The organism is Streptomyces achromogenes, from assembly GCF_030816715.1.
Taxonomy (GTDB): Bacteria; Actinomycetota; Actinomycetes; order Streptomycetales; family Streptomycetaceae; genus Streptomyces; species Streptomyces achromogenes_A.
In genome coordinates, this window is sequence record NZ_JAUSYH010000001.1 from 6423240 (window position 1) to 6441496 (window position 18257).

Sequence of the window (18257 nt, forward strand, 5' to 3'; positions counted from 1 at the left end):
GTGTTACGGTTTTGCCGAGCCCCGTATGGGCCTACGCATGGAGGTAGCGGCTACTCGCCATTACAGAGATCGGCACCGTTCCGTCTCTCGCAGCTCGTCGATCCCACCCGGGGATTGCTGCGCCCATTTTTCACTGCGTAGGTATGCGGGGTATTCGTGTGTCGATTTTCCGGTGGCGTGGCTGTCTCCCTGCGATCAGCCGACACCGAAAGGCAGCACATGAGCGAGGAACGGGCCGCGACGCGGCAGGAGCAGGCCGAGAGGCGAGATGAGCAGGCGGCCGAGGTCCGGCGGGAGCGGACGGGGAACGGTGCGGGCTTCGACGTCCATGACTTCCAGCGCCGAGTCATCGCCGAATTTCGCGCCAACGAGGGCAAGCTGAGCGGCATGTTCGAAGGCTGGACCCTGACCGTGTTGACGACTGTCGGGGCCAGGACCGGCCTGCGCCGCGAAAGCATCTTGGGATATCTCGAATTTGACGGGAAAGGCGTCGTGGTCGCCTCCGCGAATGGCGCCGCCAAGCATCCTGGCTGGTATCACAACATTCTCAGGAATCCGATCGTGACGGTGGAGACCGGCACCGACACCTATCAGGCGATCGCGGCCGTTCCACAGGGCCGGGAACGCGACGCGCTTTTCGGCCGCGTGATCGAGGAGGCGCCGGGCTACGCCGACCACCAGGCTCGCACGGTACGGGAGATCCCGGTGGTCGTGCTGCACCGGATCGGCCCGGTGCCCGGGGCGGAACGGGTCAAGGGAATGGGCGACTGGATCGCCGAGGTGCACGACTGGCTGCGGGGCGAGCTGAAGTCCCTTCGCGAACAGGCCGATCGGCTGGTCGAGGGCAGCGCCGAGAAAATCGAGCGGACCGCGCCTGACCTCGGCCGGCAGATGCGCGCCCACTGTCTGGATTTCTGCGGCGCGCTGACAAAGCATCACGGCGGCGAGGACATGGCCGTGTTCCCGGCGCTCGCGAAACAGTTTCCTGCCCTGGCTCCGGCTCTGGCCCAGCTCGGGGCCGAGCATCAGGCGGTGGCGCGAGCCCAGCAGGCCATCCGGGAACTCGTGGACGGCTTCGTCCCCGGAGAGTCCGACCCGACGCGGCTGCGGGAAGAGCTCGAGCGGCTGGCTGACCTCCTCGAACGCCACTTCACCTACGAGGAGGAGACGATCGTCACCGCGCTCAACGCGACGGTGCCGGCTCCGCCCGTCGGCTGACCGCGCAACTCGGCTGACATGTCTCCGACCTGACTTATCCACAGGCTGAGCAGGACTTGGCGATCTGCGAGATCGTCGATGCATGACGAATCACAGCGAAGCCATGGGAACCCCCGAGAACAGTGACATTACGGGCCGGTCCGACCTCGGGCCGGACGCGCCCGACCGGGAGGGACGTCGTCGGGACGGGCGAGACGGGAAAGGACATGACCGGGAGGGACACGGTCGGGAAGGACGTGGTCTCAAAGGGCGTGGCCGGGAGGAGGGAGGCCGGGAGGAGGGAGGCCGGGAAGGGTGGGATGCCGCCGTTCACCAGGTCACCCTGCGCACCCCGGAGGAACTGGCCGACGCCCTGCCCTACTTGCTCGGCTACCGCCCCGAGGACAGCATCGTCCTGGTAGCCCTGCACGATGAGGGCGGGCGGGGCCGGTTCGGCGGCCGGGCCCGGCTCGGCATCCCCCCGAACCCCGAGGACTGGCCGGCCGTCGCCGACCAGTTGGCGCGAGGACTCGTGACGGGCGGTGAGCGCAGGGGCGCCCGTCCCGCGCAGATGGTCGCCTACCTCTGCCAGGAACCGGCGAACGGCGAGACGGGCCGTCGGACCATGGAACGGCTGCAGCCACTGGCCCAGCAGCTGAGGGTGGCGTGCGGGCGCCTCGACGTCCCGGTGATCGAGGCGCTCTGCATCTGCGACGGCCGCTTCTGGTCGTACTGCTGCGCGGGCAAGGGGTGCTGCCCGGCCGAGGGCGCCCCGATGGGACTGCCCGGGACTTCCGTAATCGCCGCGGCCGCGACCTACGCGGGCATCCAGGTCCGGGGAACCCTGCGCGAACTGCGCTCTCGGCTGCAGCCGTTGGAGACCGTCGCCGCCTTGGAGCAGGAGATCGCCCTGGACACCGCGGGCCTGGCGCTCGTCCCGCGGATCCTCGACGAGTCGAGCCGCACGTCGGTGGCCGACGAGACGCTGGGGCTGGCTCGACAAGTCATGCGGCGTCTCACCGAGGCGCCGCTGGTGCCGGCCACCCGGGAGGCCGACTGCCGGGACGACGGACTGCTCGGACCGGACGAAGCCGCCGCGCTGATCCTCGGCCTGCAGGACCGGGTGACGCGCGACCGGGCGGCGGAATGGATGGAGGGTGACGAGGCCGCCCCGGCGTTGCGTCTGTGGCGGGCGTTGGCCCGCCGCTGCGTGGGACCGTACGGCGAACACGCGGCGGCGCCGCTCACCCTGGCCGGCTGGGTGGCCTGGTCCAGCGGCGACGAGCTCGAGGCGAGGGAGGCCCTCGCGATGGCCCTGGGCGCCGACCCCGGGTATCTCTTCGCCCGTCTTCTGCACCAGGCCTGCAACGAGGGCCTCGACCCCGAGTCGGTACGACGCTGCCTCCGAGCCGAACGCACGGGACGCGCGCGCCCCGCGGCCCTCGGGGCAGGGGAGGAGCCGTACCGCGAGGAAGCGCAAACGGAGACGGTGCAGACGCCGACCGGGGTGCAGACACCGGAGGCGGTGGCCGAGCCGACAGGGGTTGCGGTGCAGACGCCGGAAAGGAGGGAGGAGCCGGAGTCGGGGGAGGAACCGGAAATGGGGGAGGAGCCGGAGTCGGGGGAGGAGCCCGAAGCGGGGGACGAGACGGAATCGGGGGACGAGCCCGAAGGCCTCCTCCCCGGACCGGAACCGGCACGCGGCGCTCCGGCGGCGCGAACCCCCCGCCCGCACCCGCAGAAGCCGCATCCCACCCGTCCCGCTGCGGCCGGCGGGGCCAGGTCCCGCCTCCGCCCCGCCGGCAAGGCCTCCGCACGGTGTCGTGGCGCCCGCCCCGAAGGGGCGCGATCCGACGGCTGACGCTGCACCCGGCAGGTCGTGAGGCCGGTGCGAGATCGCCGGGCGCGAGTGCCGGAGTGCCGGGCCCGTCCACCGCCATTCGGTGCGGCCTGCGCCCCGGTGCGTGACCTGGGGGAGTGCGGTCCCGTTCACCTGAGTGGCGGAACGCCCGCACGGGTGGACCGCCGCGCGCACCCGCCCTTGCCGGAGCCTTCCACCAGGCCTCGACCATGCCCGAGGCGCACAGAGAGCAGAAGAAGTCACCTATGGATCAGCCGACTCCGCCCTCAGCCGCCGACGGACGCTCCCGCCTCCACACCCCGCGCACCGCGTCCGGTCCCACGACGCCCTCTCCACCCACTTCACCGGTCCCACTGATCCCATCGGTCCCACTGATGCCGCCCGTCTCGCCGGTCCCGTCGGCTCCGCCTGTCACGCAGAGGCCGGCCGCCGTCCGTGCCCCGGGTCCCTCGCCGCTTGCGGAGGCGGGAGGCGGGCCGGGCCCGGCCACCGGCCAGGGCGTTCGCGGCACCCCCCGCTTTCCGGCGGCGGGCGCGGCGCGCGGTGCGTCCACGCCGCCGAGCAGAGGCACCGTGCCGCCGTCCGGTCCGTCGCCCGCGCCGCGCACCACCGGACTGCCGCCCGCCCACACGGCGATGATCTGCGTCGCCCTGCCGGGTCTCGCCGTCTCGTCCGACCAGGGACAGCTGACGGGGCGCGGACTGGACGGGATCTACCGCGCGGGTCGACGCATCCTGTCCCGTTGCCTGCTGCGGGTGGCGGGCCGCGAACCGCTGGTCGTCCAGGCCCGGATGACATCGGCCGACTGCGCCCGCTTCGTCGCCGCTCTGCGCGTCACGCCGCACGGCGGCCCGGACCCCGACGTGATCGTCGAACGCACCCGCTCGGCGGACGGCGTCGAGCGGATCACCCTGCGCAGCGCCGCGACCCGGCCGTTGCGCCTGCCGGTGGAGGTGGCTCTCGGCGCCGATCTGGCCGACCTGGGCGCGATCGCGGCCGGCGCCGCCGGTCCCGAACTGCCCGCCAGCGTCCACGACTCCGGCCTGCGCTGGTCCGGCACCGGTGGAACCTCGTACGTCACCGCGCAACCGCCGCCCGCCGACGCGATCGCCGCCGCGGGTCTGCTGCGCTGGGAGTTCGACGTCCCTCCCGGCGGCAGCGTCTGCGTGGAACTGCGGGTACGTCTGGACGGCACGGGACCGGTCCGGGCCGTGGGTCGTACGGCGACAAGCCCCCTGGCTCCGGCGAGCGCCAGTGGCGACGATCCGCGAGTCCGGGCTCTCCTGGCGTCGAGTGTCAAGGATCTGCGGGCGCTGCTGGTGCGCGACCCCGCGCACCCGGCGGACACCCATCTGGCCGCCGGAGCGCCCTGGCGCTGCGGCCTCGCCCCGGCCGACGCCCTGGCCGCCGCCCGTATGACGCTGCCGCTCGGCACGCGCCTCGCCGCGGGGACGCTGCGCATCCTGGCCCGCACCCAGCTCACCGGACCGGGCCCCCGCTCCGGCATGATCCCCGGCCCCCGGCGGGACGCGGGCCCGCACCTTCCGCCAGGCTGCACGGGAACGGAGGCCACGCTGCTCTTTCCGGTCCTCCTCGCGGAAGCCCGCCGCTGGGGGCTGCCCGATCACGAGACGGAGGAACTCCTGCCGGCGGCGGAGCGCTGCCTGACCTGGTTGCGCGGCGCGGTCGGAGACCAGCCCTACCTGAGCGACCCCCAACCCGACGGTCCCGTGCGCTGCGAGACCCAGGCCCACGCCCACCGTGCGGCGCTGCTCGGGGCCGACCTGCTCGACGCCTGCGCGAGACCGGGCGGCGGCACCCTGCGGGAGTGGGCCCGGACCTCGCGTGCGGTGTTCCGCCGGGACTTCTGGATCGACGACCCCGGTGGCGGCCGGCCCGCCGCCGCGCGCACTCCGGACGGGCGGACGGTGCCTCACCTCTGTGCGACGGCGGCCCATCTCCTCGACACCGGACTGCTCGGCGGCGGCGCCCACGCCCCGGGGCTGCTGGACAAGGTGCAGACCGAGCAGCTCGCCCGGCTGCTCGGCGGTCCCGTCATGGATTCCGGCTGGGGGCTTCGCGGACTCGGCGCCAAGGAAGCCGGCTACAACCCCTTCGGCCACCGCAGCGGCGCCGTGCGCATCCACGAGACGGCGATCGCTGTCGCGGGCATGGCGGCCGCGGGCTACGAGAAGGAGAGCACCGCCCTTCTCCGGGGCGTTCTGGCCGCGTCCGAGGCCTTCGGTCACCGTCTCCCGGAGATGTACGCCGGGGAGCAGCGCGGGGACGGCGGCGCGCCGCTCCCCCATCCGGCCGCATGCCGGCCCGCCGCGACCGCCGCCGCGGCGGGCGTCCTGCTGCTGACCGCTCTCGTCGGCATCCGCCCCGACGCCCCGGCCGGGACCGTGGCCCTGCGCCCGCTGCCCAGCGCGCCCCTGGGCGAGGTCGGTCTCACGGGGTTGCGGGTGGCGGACGCCCCCTTCTCCGTACGGGTCAGTCGGCTCGGGCTCGCCATGGTGGAGGAAGCGGCCGAAGGCCTTCAACTGGGCGTGTGACCTCTTCGTTCCGTGAGCTGTCGCGGCGAGGGCGGGCCATCGATGCGGCCGATGAAGGGCGTGTTTATCGTCAGGAAGACGACTATGATCGCCGCATGTCCTACGACCCGTCAGCCTTTCCGCCCTTCGCCGTCACCGTGGACCTGGTCGTGCTGACCGTGCGCCGCCATGCCCTGTGCGCGCTGGCGGTGCGCAGGGGCGAGGCGCCGTTCCAGGGATGGTGGGCGCTACCCGGCGGTTTCGTACGGGCCGACGAGGACCTCACCCAGGCGGCGGCGCGCGAGCTGGCGGAGGAGACCGGGCTGCACGCCCACGATCCCTCGGTACCGGCCCAGGACAACGGCGCCCACCTGGAACAGCTGGCCACGTACGGCGACCCCGAGCGCGATCCCCGCATGCGCGTGGTGAGCGTCGCGCATCTGGCGCTCGCCCCCGACCTGCCCGCACCGCGAGCGGGCGGCGACGCGAGCAACGCGCGCTGGGCGCCCGTCGAGGAGCTGCTCCAGCAGGGCGGTCAGGGCCGGGACGGCGAACCGATCGCGCCGCTGGCCTTCGACCACGCCCGGATCCTCGCCGACGGCGTGGAACGCGCCCGCTCCAAGATCGAGTACTCCTCCCTCGCGACCGCGTTCTGCCCCACGGAGTTCACGGTCGGCGAACTGCGCCGCGTCTACGAGGCGGTGTGGGGCGTGGCGCTCGACCCGCGCAACTTCCACCGCAAGGTGACGGGCACGCCCGGCTTCCTGGTCCCCACCGGCGGCACCACCACCCGGCAGGGGGGCCGCCCCGCGCAACTGTTCAGGGCCGGCGGCGCGACGTTGCTCAACCCGCCGATGCTGCGCCCGGAGGTCTGAGAAACGGCAGTGGGGCCACGGATGCGCGACTGACCGTGCGGTACACGGAAAAAAGGGATATAGCGCGCTATCTTCCTGAAGGTGATCCAGGCCTACGGACTGACCAGCGATTCCCGTAAGGCGCTCCCGCCCGCCGTCGACGACGTCTCCTTCGAGGCGCACGCGGGCCGCGTCACCGTGCTGCTCGGAGCGCCGGGCACCGGCAAGACCACCGTGCTGAGACTTCTGCTCGGACTGCAACAGGGCCGCGGCCTCGCCTGCTTCAGAGGCCGCCCCCTGAACCGCATCGCCCACCCCTCGCGCGAGGTCGGCGTCCTCCTCGGCGATGTGCCGGGACACCCGGCACGCACGGTCCGCGGCCATCTGCGCATGCTGTGCGCGGCCGCCGGCGTCACGGTCCGGCGAGCCGACGAAGTGCTCGAGGTGGTCGGCCTGGTCAGCCTGCGCGACGAACGCCTGGGCGGCCTCTCCCGCGGCATGGACCGTCGGCTCGGTCTGGCCTGTGCGCTTCTCGCCGACCCGCACACCCTCGTCCTCGACGAACCGGCCGACGGGCTCTCCGGACGCGAGAGCCGCTGGCTGTACGGCATGCTGCGCGCCCATGCCGAGCAGGGGGGCACGGTGCTGACGACCACAGCCGATCCGAAGGAGGCCGCCCGCGTCGCCGACCGGGTCCTCACCCTGGAACAGGGCAGGCTCATGGCCGACCAGGAAGCCGCCGACTTCGCCCGCACCCGGTTGCGCCCGAGAGTGGCCGTCCGCAGCCCCCACGCCGTCCGGCTCGCCGCACAGCTCACCAGGGAGGCCCGCGCGGCGCAGCGCTCCGTCGAGGTCGTGCAGGAGGGCGGCAACCGGCTCTCCGTGTACGGCAGCAGCTGCGCCGACGTCGGCGAGACGGCGTTCCGGCACGGCATCCTCGTCCACCAACTAGCCGACGAGACCGGTGACATGGGGCCGGCGGCGGCGAGGGAGGCCGCAGGGGGCAAGGCGGAGAGTGAGTCCGCGGAGGGCGAGCTCGCGGAGAACGAGACGAGTCCGCCCGCGGTCGCATCGCTGGAGCACCTCACCCCCCTAGGCCCCACCCCGACCGGCCCCGCCTGTACGCCCCTCGACCTGACGTGCCCCGACCTGACGTGCCCCGACCTGACGGGCCCCGCCTCGACGGGCCTTCCCGAAGACGCGGACGACCCCCGTTCCGACTCCCACTCCGACTCCGACTCCGACTCCGAGTCCGTGCCGTCACCGCCCGCCCCTCGCAGCTGCGCTGCCCGCACCACCGGCAGCCTTCCCGCGCTGCCGCCTCCGCTCTCCGTGCGCTCCGCGCCCAGCCCCTTGCGCCCCCTCCGTTACGAGATCCGCCGCGCCACCGGGATCAGCACCGGCTTCCTCACCGGCGCCGCCGTGCTGTTCGTCTCCGCCCTCACCGCCGTGCTGCTGGGCGGGGCGGGCCACACCGCCCAGGCGCGACTGCTGGCCGCCTGGCCCGTACAACTGCCGCTGCCGCCCGCGGCCCTCGGTGCGGGTCTGCTCGGCGCGCTGGCCTTCGGGGACGAGTTCCGCCACCCCGCCCTGGCAGCGGACCGCGGCACCGTGCCGCGAAGGCTCGGGGTGCTCACCGCCAAGCTGCTCGTCGCCGCCGTCACCGCCGTCACGCTGGCCTTTCTCACGGTGGGCTGCGACGCCGAGGTGCTCTACCTCGTCTACGGACAGGAGCTCGCCCGAGTTCCCGCGGACTGGATGTCGCTCGGCGTGAGTTGGCTCGGGCTCGTGGTCGGCTGTGCCTGGGCCGGGGTGCTGGCGGCCGGCGTCTTCCGGTCCACCTCGGCCGGGCTGGCGGCCGTGGTCGCGGTGCCCGTCGTCGTCGTGCCCCTCGTACAGAAGGCCGTGGAGAGCGCGTCCGTGCGGGCGGCCGCCGGACTCCCGATGCGGTTGCGCGAGACGCTTCTGGTGCAGTGGCCCTTCGGGGGCGAGCGATATGTGGACGCCGCGGCGCGCGTGCTCGGCCAACCCGTCGGCGGGGCAATGACGTTGTCCCTGGCCGCGCTGCTGTGCGCGTATCTGCTCACGACCCTGCGCGGCAGGGTCCGATGACGACCGTCCGGACCCAACCGATCCCCACGTGTGCGCAACTCCCCGGAGAAAGCCCATTTCTTTCCGATAAGGCGTCAATTGCGACGGGGTGAGCGATCACCCTTTCGTGTGCTTTTCACCAAAGACCTCAAGGGAGTTGGAAACAGCGCCGACAAAGGATCCGTGAGTACCCTTGCGCACACCATGATGACCGCCGCCCGCTCCGCCGACTCCGGTCTGGCCGGCCCGGGCGAACTCGACCGCTATCCCTACGCCGAGGCCCCCGTCACCGACCGCGTCGGAGCCTCCGTCTGGGAGGCCGCGGAGCCCGAGCTGGGCCGCGTGGGCCGCCGCTCCACGGGGAACCGCGGGCGTGGGCTGCACGGCCAGCTCGTCCAGCAGCTGGGGCAGATGATCGTCTCGGGCGACCTGGGCGCCGACCGCCCCCTGGTGCCCGAGGAGATCGGCCAGCGGTTCGAGGTGTCCCGTACCGTCGTCCGTGAGTCGCTGCGCGTCCTGGAGGCCAAGGGCCTGGTCAGCGCCCGTCCGAACGTCGGCACGCGGGTGCGTCCCGTGAGCGACTGGAATCTTCTCGACCCGGACATCATCGAGTGGCGCGCCTACGGCCCCCAGCGCGACGACCAGCGGCGCGAGCTGAGCGAGCTGCGCTGGACGATCGAGCCGCTGGCCGCCCGCCTCGCCGCCGGGCACGGGCGGGAGGACGTCCAGCAACGGCTGTCCGACATGGTCGAGATCATGGCCCACGCGATTACGCAGGGTGATGTGCTCACCTACTCCCGGGCCGACACCGAGTTCCACTCGCTGCTCATCCAGGTCGCGGGCAACCGCATGCTGGAGCACCTTTCCGGGATCGTGTCGTCCGCCCTGCAGGTCTCCGGTGGTCCGGTCACGGGCTGTGAGCGGCCCAACGACGCCTCGCTGGCCCACCACGGCCGGATCGTCGACGCCCTGGCCGCGGGCGACGGCACGGCGGCCGAGGTGGCCACGCGCCAGCTTCTCATGGTGCACCCCGAGGTGGAGCGCGTCGTGCCGGCGCCGCGCGAGCACTGACCCGCAGTCCTCGGGCGGGACCGTCCGGGATGTCTTCCCCCTCCTGCGCCGGCCTCGGCCCGGCATACCCGCACTCCCGTCGGACCCCGCAGAAACCCGTCACGGGAACTGCGGGGTCCGACGGTCTGCGTGGCGGGATTTGGTGGCGGAGGTGTGGGTAGACACCACGGGTGACCTCCTCTGCCCGTGTCTGACCGTTTTTGAACGCTTACGGGGTGTGACTCGGGCCACGAAGATTGGGCGTAACGCTTGTGGAAACAACGCGATGACCTAAGAGGTGACAGCCGCAGAGGGAATACGGACGCCGTTCAAGGCGCTGTGCATCCTCCCGGCCCCCGCCCGCGCCGTCGGCCCGTTCCCAGGCCGGTGGTCGGCTCCAGTCCGTCGTGGACGGGGCCGGAAGCCGTTTTCCAACGTTCCGAGAGGTTGTTCGTGTCGGCCAGCACATCCCGTACGCTCCCGCCGGAGATCGCCGAGTCCGTCTCTGTCATGGCGCTCATTGAGCGGGGAAAGGCTGAGGGGCAGATCGCCGGCGACGATGTGCGTCGGGCCTTCGAAGCTGACCAGATTCCGGCCACTCAGTGGAAGAACGTACTGCGCAGCCTCAACCAGATCCTCGAGGAAGAGGGTGTGACGCTGATGGTCAGTGCCGCGGAGCCCAAGCGCACCCGAAAGAGCGTCGCAGCGAAGAGTCCGGCCAAGCGCACCGCCACCAAGACGGTCGCGGCGAAGACGGTGACCACGCGGAAGACCACCGCTGACACCGCCCCGGCCACCCCGGCCGCACCTGCTGTGGACGACCCCGCAGAAGAAGAAGCCGCCCCCGCCAAGAAGGCGGCTGCCAAGAAGACCACGACGGCCAAGAAGGCGGTCGCGAAGAAGACCGTCGCGGCCAAGAAGACGGCGGCCAAGAAGACCGCCGGCAAGAAGGACGACGGCGAGCCGGTCGAGGAAGAAGCCCTCGAGGACGCCCCCAAGACGGGCGACGAGCCCGAGGGCACCGAGAGCGCCGGCTTCGTCCTCTCCGACGACGACGAGGACGACGCGCCGGCCCAGCAGGTGGCCGCCGCGGGCGCAACCGCCGACCCGGTCAAGGACTACCTCAAGCAGATCGGCAAGGTCCCGCTGCTCAACGCCGAGCAGGAGGTCGAACTCGCCAAGCGCATCGAGGCCGGTCTCTTCGCCGAGGACAAGCTGGCCAACGCCGACAAGCTCGCACCCAAGCTCAAGCGCGAGCTGGAGATCATCGCGGAGGACGGCCGCCGCGCCAAGAACCACCTCCTGGAGGCCAACCTCCGTCTGGTGGTGTCCCTGGCCAAGCGGTACACCGGCCGCGGCATGCTCTTCCTGGACCTCATCCAGGAGGGCAACCTCGGTCTCATCCGCGCGGTCGAGAAGTTCGACTACACCAAGGGCTACAAGTTCTCCACGTACGCCACCTGGTGGATCCGGCAGGCGATCACCCGCGCGATGGCCGACCAGGCCCGCACCATCCGCATCCCGGTGCACATGGTCGAGGTCATCAACAAGCTCGCGCGCGTGCAGCGTCAGATGCTCCAGGACCTGGGTCGCGAGCCCACGCCGGAGGAGCTGGCCAAGGAACTCGACATGACCCCCGAGAAGGTCATCGAGGTCCAGAAGTACGGCCGTGAGCCCATCTCGCTGCACACCCCGCTGGGCGAGGACGGCGACAGCGAGTTCGGTGACCTCATCGAGGACTCCGAGGCCGTCGTGCCGGCGGACGCGGTCAGCTTCACGCTTCTGCAGGAGCAGCTGCACTCGGTCCTCGACACCCTGTCCGAGCGCGAGGCGGGCGTCGTCTCGATGCGGTTCGGTCTCACCGACGGTCAGCCGAAGACCCTCGACGAGATCGGCAAGGTGTACGGCGTCACGCGTGAGCGGATCCGCCAGATCGAGTCCAAGACCATGTCGAAGCTGCGTCACCCGTCGCGTTCGCAGGTACTGCGCGACTACCTCGACTAGGTCGCGTCCGTACAAGCCGAAGGCCCGGTCTCCCGTCAGGGACCCGGGCCTTCGGCATGCACGCGCGGGTGCGTCCCGCCACGGGGTGGATCACTGTGGGTGTTCACCGAGCACCGCAGAGTGAGGAGCCCTCATGCGACGTCCCTTGGTCCGGGCCCTGTCCCGGCCGTTGATTCTGGCGGCCGTGGCCATGGTCATACCGTTGGCCTCCGCCGCCCCCGCAGCCTCCGACGGCGTCGTCCTCGGGGGCTACCCGGTCGATGTCTCGCAGAGCCCGTGGACGGTCGCGCTGTCCAGCCGTGACCGGTTCGGAGGTATGCGCTCGGGACAGTTCTGCGGGGGCGTGGCGGTCGGTCCGACGACCGTGCTCACGGCGGCGCACTGCATGGGTGAGGAGGCTCTGGGAGGGCCGCCGGAGCGGGTCTCGGACCTCAAGGTCGTCGCCGGCCGCACGGACCTCTACTCGGACGTGGGGCAGGAGGTCTCCGTACGCAGCGTCTGGGTGAACCCCCGTTACGACCGCTCCAGCAACGCCGGGGACTTCGCCGTGCTCACTCTGGCCGAGCCGCTCCCGGCGGAAGCGGCCATCCGCATGGCCGGCGCGGGTGACGGGGCGTACCAACCCGGCGGGGAGGCCCTGGTCTACGGCTGGGGAGACACCACGGGGTTCGGCGCGTACGCGCACACGCTCCGGGCGGCGCCGGTGCACGTGCTGGCCGACTCGCTCTGCGAGCGGGCGTACCCGGGTTCGTCCGAAGGCGCGTATCTCGCGCAGAGCATGGTGTGCGCCGGGGAGGCGCGCGGAGGTCGGGACGCCTGCCAGGGGGACAGCGGCGGACCGCTGGTCGCGCAGGGCCGGCTCATCGGGCTCGTGTCGTGGGGCAGCGGCTGTGGACGGCCCGGCAGCCCTGGCGTCTACACACGGGTCTCCGACGCCCTGCGGACGCTCGGCTGGGATGTCGCCGCCCGAGGCGCGCACAGGGCTCCTGGCGGCCCCTGAGCGGGCTGTGCCCGGGAAGGGGCGGGATCGCGGACAGGAAGCGGGCGGCCGCCCCTGATATCAGGGGCGGCCGCCCGTTCGCCGGCCTGTGCCGACTCTGGCTCGTCGTGGACGCGTCGGATCAGCGCTCTTCTTCCAGGGCGGACGCCGGAACGGTAGTCAGTCGCTCCGTCTCGTCCTGTATCTCAGCGGCGATCTTCTTGAGTTCCGGCTCGAACTTGCGGCCGTGGTGGGCGCAGAAGAGCAGTTCTCCGCCGCTGAGCAGCACGACGCGTACGTACGCCTGGGCGCCGCAGCGGTCGCAGCGGTCAGCGGCCGTCATCGGGCTCGCGGGGGTCAGAACAGTAGTCACGTCGCCTCTTCTCTAGCTCGACGAGCTGTCGTACCAGGGTCAACATCCAACCAGCCCCAAAACGTTCCCGCTCGTGGCTTGTCCTCGAAAAAATCTTTCCGAGGTGGCCGTCTGCTGCCGGTTTGGCGGCGAATGTGCCGTATTGCGTGGTCTGTAATGCTTACGGTTTCGCACTGTCGGTCGTGGTTCGATCCTCCCGGCTGGCTTGCCGGTTTGTTCATGAGGACGTGCCCGGAGCCTAAATGGTTCATGCCCCGAAGGGAACGTGATATGTACTTCACTCCAACGAGGGATCGAACACGCATGCGACGCTGGACTAGTCTGAGTTTCGGACGAGGGTGGCGTTACAACGGCTCTACCAGGCCTCGGTACCCTCTTGGCGGCTACCCGAGCCGCGCCCTTACCCAGAAGGGCCCCAAGTGAAATTCAGCGAGGAGCGAACCGCGTGACCGCCGAAACGTCCGTGCCGTCCACAGCGCTGCTGGCAGGAGCAGACCGGGACGGTTCCAACTACACCGCGCGGCACCTGCTCGTCCTCGAGGGCCTCGAGGCCGTGCGGAAGCGCCCGGGCATGTACATCGGCTCGACCGACAGTCGCGGTCTGATGCACTGCCTGTGGGAGATCATCGACAACTCCGTCGACGAAGCCCTGGGCGGGTACTGCGACCACATCGAGGTGATCCTCCACGACGACGCCTCGGTCGAGGTCCGTGACAACGGCCGGGGCATCCCCGTCGACGTCGAGCCCAAGACCGGCCTGTCCGGCGTCGAGGTCGTCATGACCAAGCTGCACGCCGGCGGCAAGTTCGGCGGCGGTTCCTACGCCGCCTCCGGCGGTCTGCACGGCGTCGGCGCCTCCGTCGTCAACGCCCTGTCCGCCCGACTCGACGTCGAGGTGGACCGAGGGGGCAACACGCACGCGATCAGCTTCCGGCGCGGAGTCCCCGGCTCCTTCGCCGCGGGCGGTCCCGACGCCAAGTTCGAGCCGGGCGGCCTGCGCAAGGTCAAGCGGGTCGCCAAGAACCGCACCGGCACGCGCGTGCGGTACTGGGCCGACCGTCAGATCTTCCTCAAGGACGCCAAGCTCTCCCTGGAGAACCTCCACGGCCGTGCCCGCCAGACCGCCTTCCTGGTGCCCGGCCTGACCATCGTCGTCCGCGACGAGTACGGTCTCGGCGACGGTGGCAGCAAGGGGGAGGAGTCCTTCCGCTTCGACGGCGGCATCAGCGAGTTCTGCGAGTACCTGGCCACCGACAAGCCGGTCTGCGACGTCCTCCGCTTCACCGGACAGGGCACCTTCAAGGAGACCGTCCCGGTCCTGGACGAGCACGGGCAGATGACACCGACCGAGGTCACCCGTGAGCTCGGCGTCGACGTGGCGCTGCGCTGGGGCACCGGCTATGACACGAACCTCAGGTCGTTCGTCAACATCATCGCCACGCCCAAGGGCGGCACGCACGTCGCAGGCTTCGAGCAGGCCGTCGCCAAGACGATGAACGAGGTGCTGCGCGCGAAGAAGCTGCTGCGCGTCGCCGAGGACGACATCGTCAAGGACGACGCCCTGGAGGGCCTGACCGCCGTCGTCACGGTTCGCCTGGCCGAACCCCAGTTCGAGGGTCAGACAAAGGAGGTCCTCGGCACCTCGGCCGCCCGGCGCATCGTGAACACCGTGATCTCACGGGAACTCAAGGCGTTCCTGACCTCGACCAAGCGCGACGCCGCGGCGCAGGCCCGGGTCGTGATGGAGAAGGCGGTCGCCGCCGCGCGGACGCGCATCGCGGCCCGGCAGCACAAGGACGCGCAGCGTCGCAAGACTGCGCTGGAGTCCTCGTCGCTGCCCGCGAAGCTGGCCGACTGCCGCAGTGACGACGTCGAGCGCAGCGAGCTGTTCATCGTCGAGGGGGACTCGGCGCTCGGCACTGCCAAGCTCGCCCGGAACTCCGAGTTCCAGGCGCTGCTGCCGATCCGGGGCAAGATCCTCAACGTCCAGAAGTCGTCCGTGACCGACATGCTGAAGAACGCCGAGTGCGGCGCGATCATCCAGGTCATAGGGGCCGGTTCCGGTCGGACGTTCGACATCGACGCCGCCCGCTACGGCAAGATCATCATGATGACGGACGCCGATGTGGACGGCTCCCACATCCGCACGCTGCTCCTGACGCTGTTCCACCGCTACATGCGGCCCATGGTCGAGGCCGGCCGGGTGTTCGCCGCGGTTCCGCCGCTGCACCGCATCGAGCTGGTGCAGCCCAGGAAGGGCCAGGACAAGTACGTGTACACGTACTCGGACCGTGAGCTGCGCGACCGGCTGATGGAGTTCCAGAGCAAGGGCGTCCGGTACAAGGACTCGATCCAGCGCTACAAGGGTCTCGGCGAGATGGACGCCGACCAGCTGGCCGAGACCACGATGGACCCGCGCCACCGTACGCTGCGCCGCATCAACCTCTCCGACCTGGAGTCGGCCGAGCAGGTGTTCGATCTGCTGATGGGCAACGACGTGGCACCGCGCAAGGAGTTCATCTCCAGCTCGGCGGCGACGCTGGACCGGTCGCGCATCGACGCGTGACCCCCCGCGCCCGCCGGGGCCCAACCGGTCCGGGCCCCGCTGGGGTCCGACCTGGCGGGAGCGCCCAGTGCGGGCGCGGTGGGGCCGGGGCGACGCGGGCGCTGCCCTGATCCGGGCGCGCTCTTGCGGGCGCGGCTCGGTCCGATCGGCACCGGGGCAAGCAGCGCCGGACCGGGGGCGGTCCACTCGGTCCGAGCGGTTGCATCACAGGGCTGACCTGGGCTTCTCCACCCTCGGGTGGAGGAGCCCGGCCCGCAGGGATCCACCCATGATCCACCCTGGCTCCGATCTGCGAGCCGACGTGTTTCCGTAGCGTCGAAGGCGTCGGCAGCGCTGGCTGCCGGCCTCCCCTTCCCGTTCACGGAGGCTGTGATGTCCGGGCTCCTCAACGCACTGGTGATCGTGGCGGCGGTCGCCCTCGTGATCGTTCGGCAGTTCCGGGCCGGCCGCATAGACGCGGACCGGCGATGGTGGGTCCTGCCCGGCATCTTGGCGGTCACTGCGCTGCGCGATCCCGACCTGCTCGACGCGCGCCACCCCACCACGTCCGCCCTGCTCCTCGGCACCGAACTGATCGTCGGCCTGGCCATCGGGGCCGCCTGGGCCCGGACCACGCGGGTGTGGGTCGAGGCGGACGGCTCGGTGTGGGGCCAGAGCACCGGGGCGAGCGCGGCCGTCTGGCTCGCCGGCATCGCGCTGCGGCTCGGCCTCTTCGGGCTCGGCATACTCGCGGGCCTCCACCAGCACAGCTCGGCCCTGATGCTGGGACTCGCGGCCACCCTGCCGGTGCGCTCCGGGCTCCTGGTTCTGCGGGCGCGGTCCCTGCACGGGCCCGCCCCCGCGCAGGTCGCGGCGTACGGTGACCGCGTGCCCCGGTCTGCCTTGAAGGAGCGCGTGTGACGGAGAACCTCTGGACCAGGTGGCCCTCACGAGAGGCGCTGAGCCCCAAGGAGATCACCCGGCCCAGGCGGCTGCTGGCCTGGGGAGTGCGGCTGCTGGTGCTCGTCGCGCTGGTAGGGAGCGCCCTCCACGACAGCCGCGTCCACGGGTGGGCCGGGGTCGCCGGAGCGGGCGGGCTGCTCGTGGCCGGCGGGCTCGCGTGGGCCCTGTTCCGGACCACGCTCGAACACCGGCTGTGGCCTTCCCTCGCCCTCGTTCTCGCGCTGCTGCTACTGGCCGTCGGAGCCGAGGCCGCGGGATTCCGCTCCGCGGCTGTGGTCCTGTGCTGTGGCTGTGCCGTCGCGGCTCTCGAGCGACTGCCCCTGGCCGCCGCCGTGCCCGTGGCATCGGCCGGTTTCGCCGCCTTCGCCGCGGTCGACGACGACCGAGGGCTGGTCTCGGCCTCCGTCATCGGGGGCATGGCCCTCGCCGGCTGGGCGCTGCGGCTCGACGCCGAGGCCAGAGGCACCGCACAGCGACTGCTCGCCCAGGAGCGGGCGGCCCGCGCGGCCGAGGCCGAGTCCGCCGCGCTCGCGGAACGGGCCCGCATCGCGCGGGAGATCCACGACGTGCTCGCCCACAGTCTCTCGGCGCAACTGGTGCACCTGGAGGCGGCCCGGCTGCTGATCGAACGGGGCGCGGACCGCGAACAGATCCTCGAACGCGTGGTGGCGGCCCGCGGCATGGCCCGCGACGGTCTCGAGGAGACCCGGCAGTCGCTCTCCGCGCTGCGCGGAGAGGTGACGCCGCTGGAGGAGTTCCTCACCGGCCTCGTCGGCGCGTCCGAAGGCGCCGAGGTCACGGTCGCCGGCGAACGCGTGACCCTGCCGGTCGAGGCCTCGCAGGCCGTGCGCAGGGTCGCCCAGGAAGCGCTGACGAACGCACGCAAGCACGCGCCGGGCGCGAAGGTGAGCGTGCGGCTCGAGTACGGCCCCCGCGAAGTCACCCTGGACGTGCGGGACTCGGGCGGCTCGCCGGGCGAACTCGCGCAGGCCGGCGGCGGGTACGGTCTGCTGGGTATGCGTGAGCGCGCCGAGCTGCTGGGCGGCTCGCTCGCCGCAGGGCCGGACGAGGAAGGGTTCGTGGTGACGCTGAAGGTGCCCGTATGACCGAGGAGCCGGAGAAGCCCGCCAGGGTGGTGGTCGCGGACGATCAGACCGTCGTCAGAGAAGGCATCGTGATGCTGCTCGGGCTGCTGCCGGGAGTCGAGGTGGTGGGCGCCGCGGGAGACGGCGAGGAGGCGGTGCGACTCGTCGCCGAACTCGCTCCCGACGTGGTGCTGATGGACCTGCGCATGCCCCGCTGCGACGGCGTGGAGGCCACTCGGCGCATCACGGCGACCTATCCCGGCACCCAGGTCGTGGTACTCACCACGTTCGCGGACGACGAGTCCCTGTTCCCGGCGCTCAAGGCCGGAGCGCGGGGGTACCTCACGAAGGACGCCGGCGGGGACGAGATCGTGCGCGCCGTGCACAGCGTGCTGTCCGGGGACGCCGGTCTGTCGCCGAGTGTCCAGCGCAGGCTCCTGGAGCGGCTGTCGGCGCCCGAACCCGAGCCGGCGCGGCCCGCCGTCGTGCCCGACGGGCTCACCACAAGGGAGGCGGAGGTTCTGGTGCTGATCGCCGAAGGCCTCAGCAACCCGGAGATCGCCCGCAGGCTGAGCGTGTCCATCGCCACGGTGAAGACCCACATCAACAACATGTTCTCCAAGACGGGACTCAAGGACCGTGCTCAGGCGGTCAGTTACGCGTACCGGAAGGGACTGGTGCGGCCGCCTGCAGCCGGATCGGTCTGATGGTCACCTGATGG

Annotated in this window: 13 protein-coding genes; 12 read left to right on the plus strand and 1 reads right to left on the minus strand. The window is 71.6% G+C overall.

All coding sequences use genetic code 11. The features are described from left to right. Positions 1-219 precede the first annotated feature (219 nt). The 8 genes from QF032_RS28840 to QF032_RS28875 all read left to right on the plus strand — a co-directional run bounded on the left by QF032_RS28840 (position 220) and on the right by QF032_RS28875 (position 12591). Positions 220-1218, plus strand: coding sequence for a nitroreductase/quinone reductase family protein (locus QF032_RS28840; RefSeq protein ID WP_307058030.1), 999 nt, complete (start codon positions 220-222; stop codon positions 1216-1218). A gap of 103 nt (positions 1219-1321) precedes the next feature. Further along, entirely contained in the window at positions 1322-3058 is a 1737-nt protein-coding gene (locus tag QF032_RS28845; RefSeq protein WP_307060404.1) for a DUF4192 domain-containing protein, read from the plus strand. A gap of 635 nt (positions 3059-3693) precedes the next feature. After that, positions 3694-5613 carry a glycogen debranching N-terminal domain-containing protein gene (locus QF032_RS28850; protein ID WP_307060406.1) on the plus strand — a complete coding sequence of 640 codons (1920 nt, stop codon included), beginning with the start codon at positions 3694-3696 and terminating at the stop codon, positions 5611-5613. Positions 5614-5708: 95 nt separating this feature from the next. Then, positions 5709-6467, plus strand: a complete 759-nt coding sequence (locus tag QF032_RS28855) for an NUDIX hydrolase (RefSeq protein WP_306948922.1) — start codon at positions 5709-5711, stop codon at positions 6465-6467. Between the two features lie 81 nt (positions 6468-6548). Beyond that, positions 6549-8558, plus strand: a complete 2010-nt coding sequence (locus QF032_RS28860) for an ATP-binding cassette domain-containing protein (RefSeq protein ID WP_307046479.1) — start codon at positions 6549-6551, stop codon at positions 8556-8558. A 162-nt stretch (positions 8559-8720) separates the two neighbouring features. Beyond that, positions 8721-9608 (plus strand): FadR/GntR family transcriptional regulator, encoded by an 888-nt coding sequence (locus QF032_RS28865; protein WP_307046481.1) that lies wholly within the window; start codon positions 8721-8723, stop codon positions 9606-9608. 432 nt (positions 9609-10040) lie between these two features. After that, entirely contained in the window at positions 10041-11591 is a 1551-nt protein-coding gene (locus QF032_RS28870) for an RNA polymerase sigma factor (RefSeq protein ID WP_306948919.1), read from the plus strand. Between the two features lie 133 nt (positions 11592-11724). Further along, complete coding sequence (locus tag QF032_RS28875) at positions 11725-12591, plus strand: S1 family peptidase (protein WP_307046482.1); 867 nt, start codon at positions 11725-11727, stop codon at positions 12589-12591. Between the two features lie 121 nt (positions 12592-12712). Here QF032_RS28875 and QF032_RS28880 read toward each other — a convergent pair whose 3' ends face one another. Beyond that, on the minus strand, positions 12713-12943 hold the full coding sequence (locus QF032_RS28880; RefSeq protein ID WP_057575406.1) for a DUF7455 domain-containing protein: 231 nt from the start codon (positions 12941-12943) through the stop codon (positions 12713-12715). A gap of 445 nt (positions 12944-13388) precedes the next feature. Between QF032_RS28880 and QF032_RS28885 the strand changes: the two genes are divergently transcribed. The 4 genes from QF032_RS28885 to QF032_RS28900 all read left to right on the plus strand — a co-directional run bounded on the left by QF032_RS28885 (position 13389) and on the right by QF032_RS28900 (position 18243). Then, a complete protein-coding gene (locus QF032_RS28885; protein WP_306948917.1) occupies positions 13389-15509 on the plus strand; it encodes a DNA gyrase/topoisomerase IV subunit B in 2121 nt (706 codons plus the stop codon). Positions 15510-15881: 372 nt separating this feature from the next. Then, positions 15882-16409, plus strand: coding sequence for a DUF1453 domain-containing protein (locus tag QF032_RS28890; RefSeq protein ID WP_307046483.1), 528 nt, complete (start codon positions 15882-15884; stop codon positions 16407-16409). Continuing rightward, entirely contained in the window at positions 16406-17557 is a 1152-nt protein-coding gene (locus QF032_RS28895; RefSeq protein WP_307058032.1) for a sensor histidine kinase, read from the plus strand. Before QF032_RS28890 ends, QF032_RS28895 begins: the two co-directional genes overlap by 4 nt. Next, positions 17554-18243: a response regulator transcription factor gene (locus QF032_RS28900; RefSeq protein ID WP_307046485.1), complete on the plus strand. Its 690-nt coding sequence runs from the start codon at positions 17554-17556 to the stop codon at positions 18241-18243. The genes QF032_RS28895 and QF032_RS28900 overlap by 4 nt, the downstream gene beginning before the upstream one ends. Positions 18244-18257: the final 14 nt, after the last annotated feature.

Bases quoted from the DNA above. Each gene is read 5' to 3' on its own strand.
- QF032_RS28840 (WP_307058030.1), top strand. From the start codon at position 220: ATGAGCGAGGAACGGGCCGCGACGCGGCAGGAGCAGGCCGAGAGGCGA.
- QF032_RS28845 (WP_307060404.1), top strand. From the start codon at position 1,322: ATGGGAACCCCCGAGAACAGTGACATTACGGGCCGGTCCGACCTCGGG.
- QF032_RS28850 (WP_307060406.1), top strand. From the start codon at position 3,694: ATGATCTGCGTCGCCCTGCCGGGTCTCGCCGTCTCGTCCGACCAGGGA.
- QF032_RS28855 (WP_306948922.1), top strand. From the start codon at position 5,709: ATGTCCTACGACCCGTCAGCCTTTCCGCCCTTCGCCGTCACCGTGGAC.
- QF032_RS28875 (WP_307046482.1), top strand. From the start codon at position 11,725: ATGCGACGTCCCTTGGTCCGGGCCCTGTCCCGGCCGTTGATTCTGGCG.
- QF032_RS28890 (WP_307046483.1), top strand. From the start codon at position 15,882: ATGTCCGGGCTCCTCAACGCACTGGTGATCGTGGCGGCGGTCGCCCTC.
- QF032_RS28900 (WP_307046485.1), top strand. From the start codon at position 17,554: ATGACCGAGGAGCCGGAGAAGCCCGCCAGGGTGGTGGTCGCGGACGAT.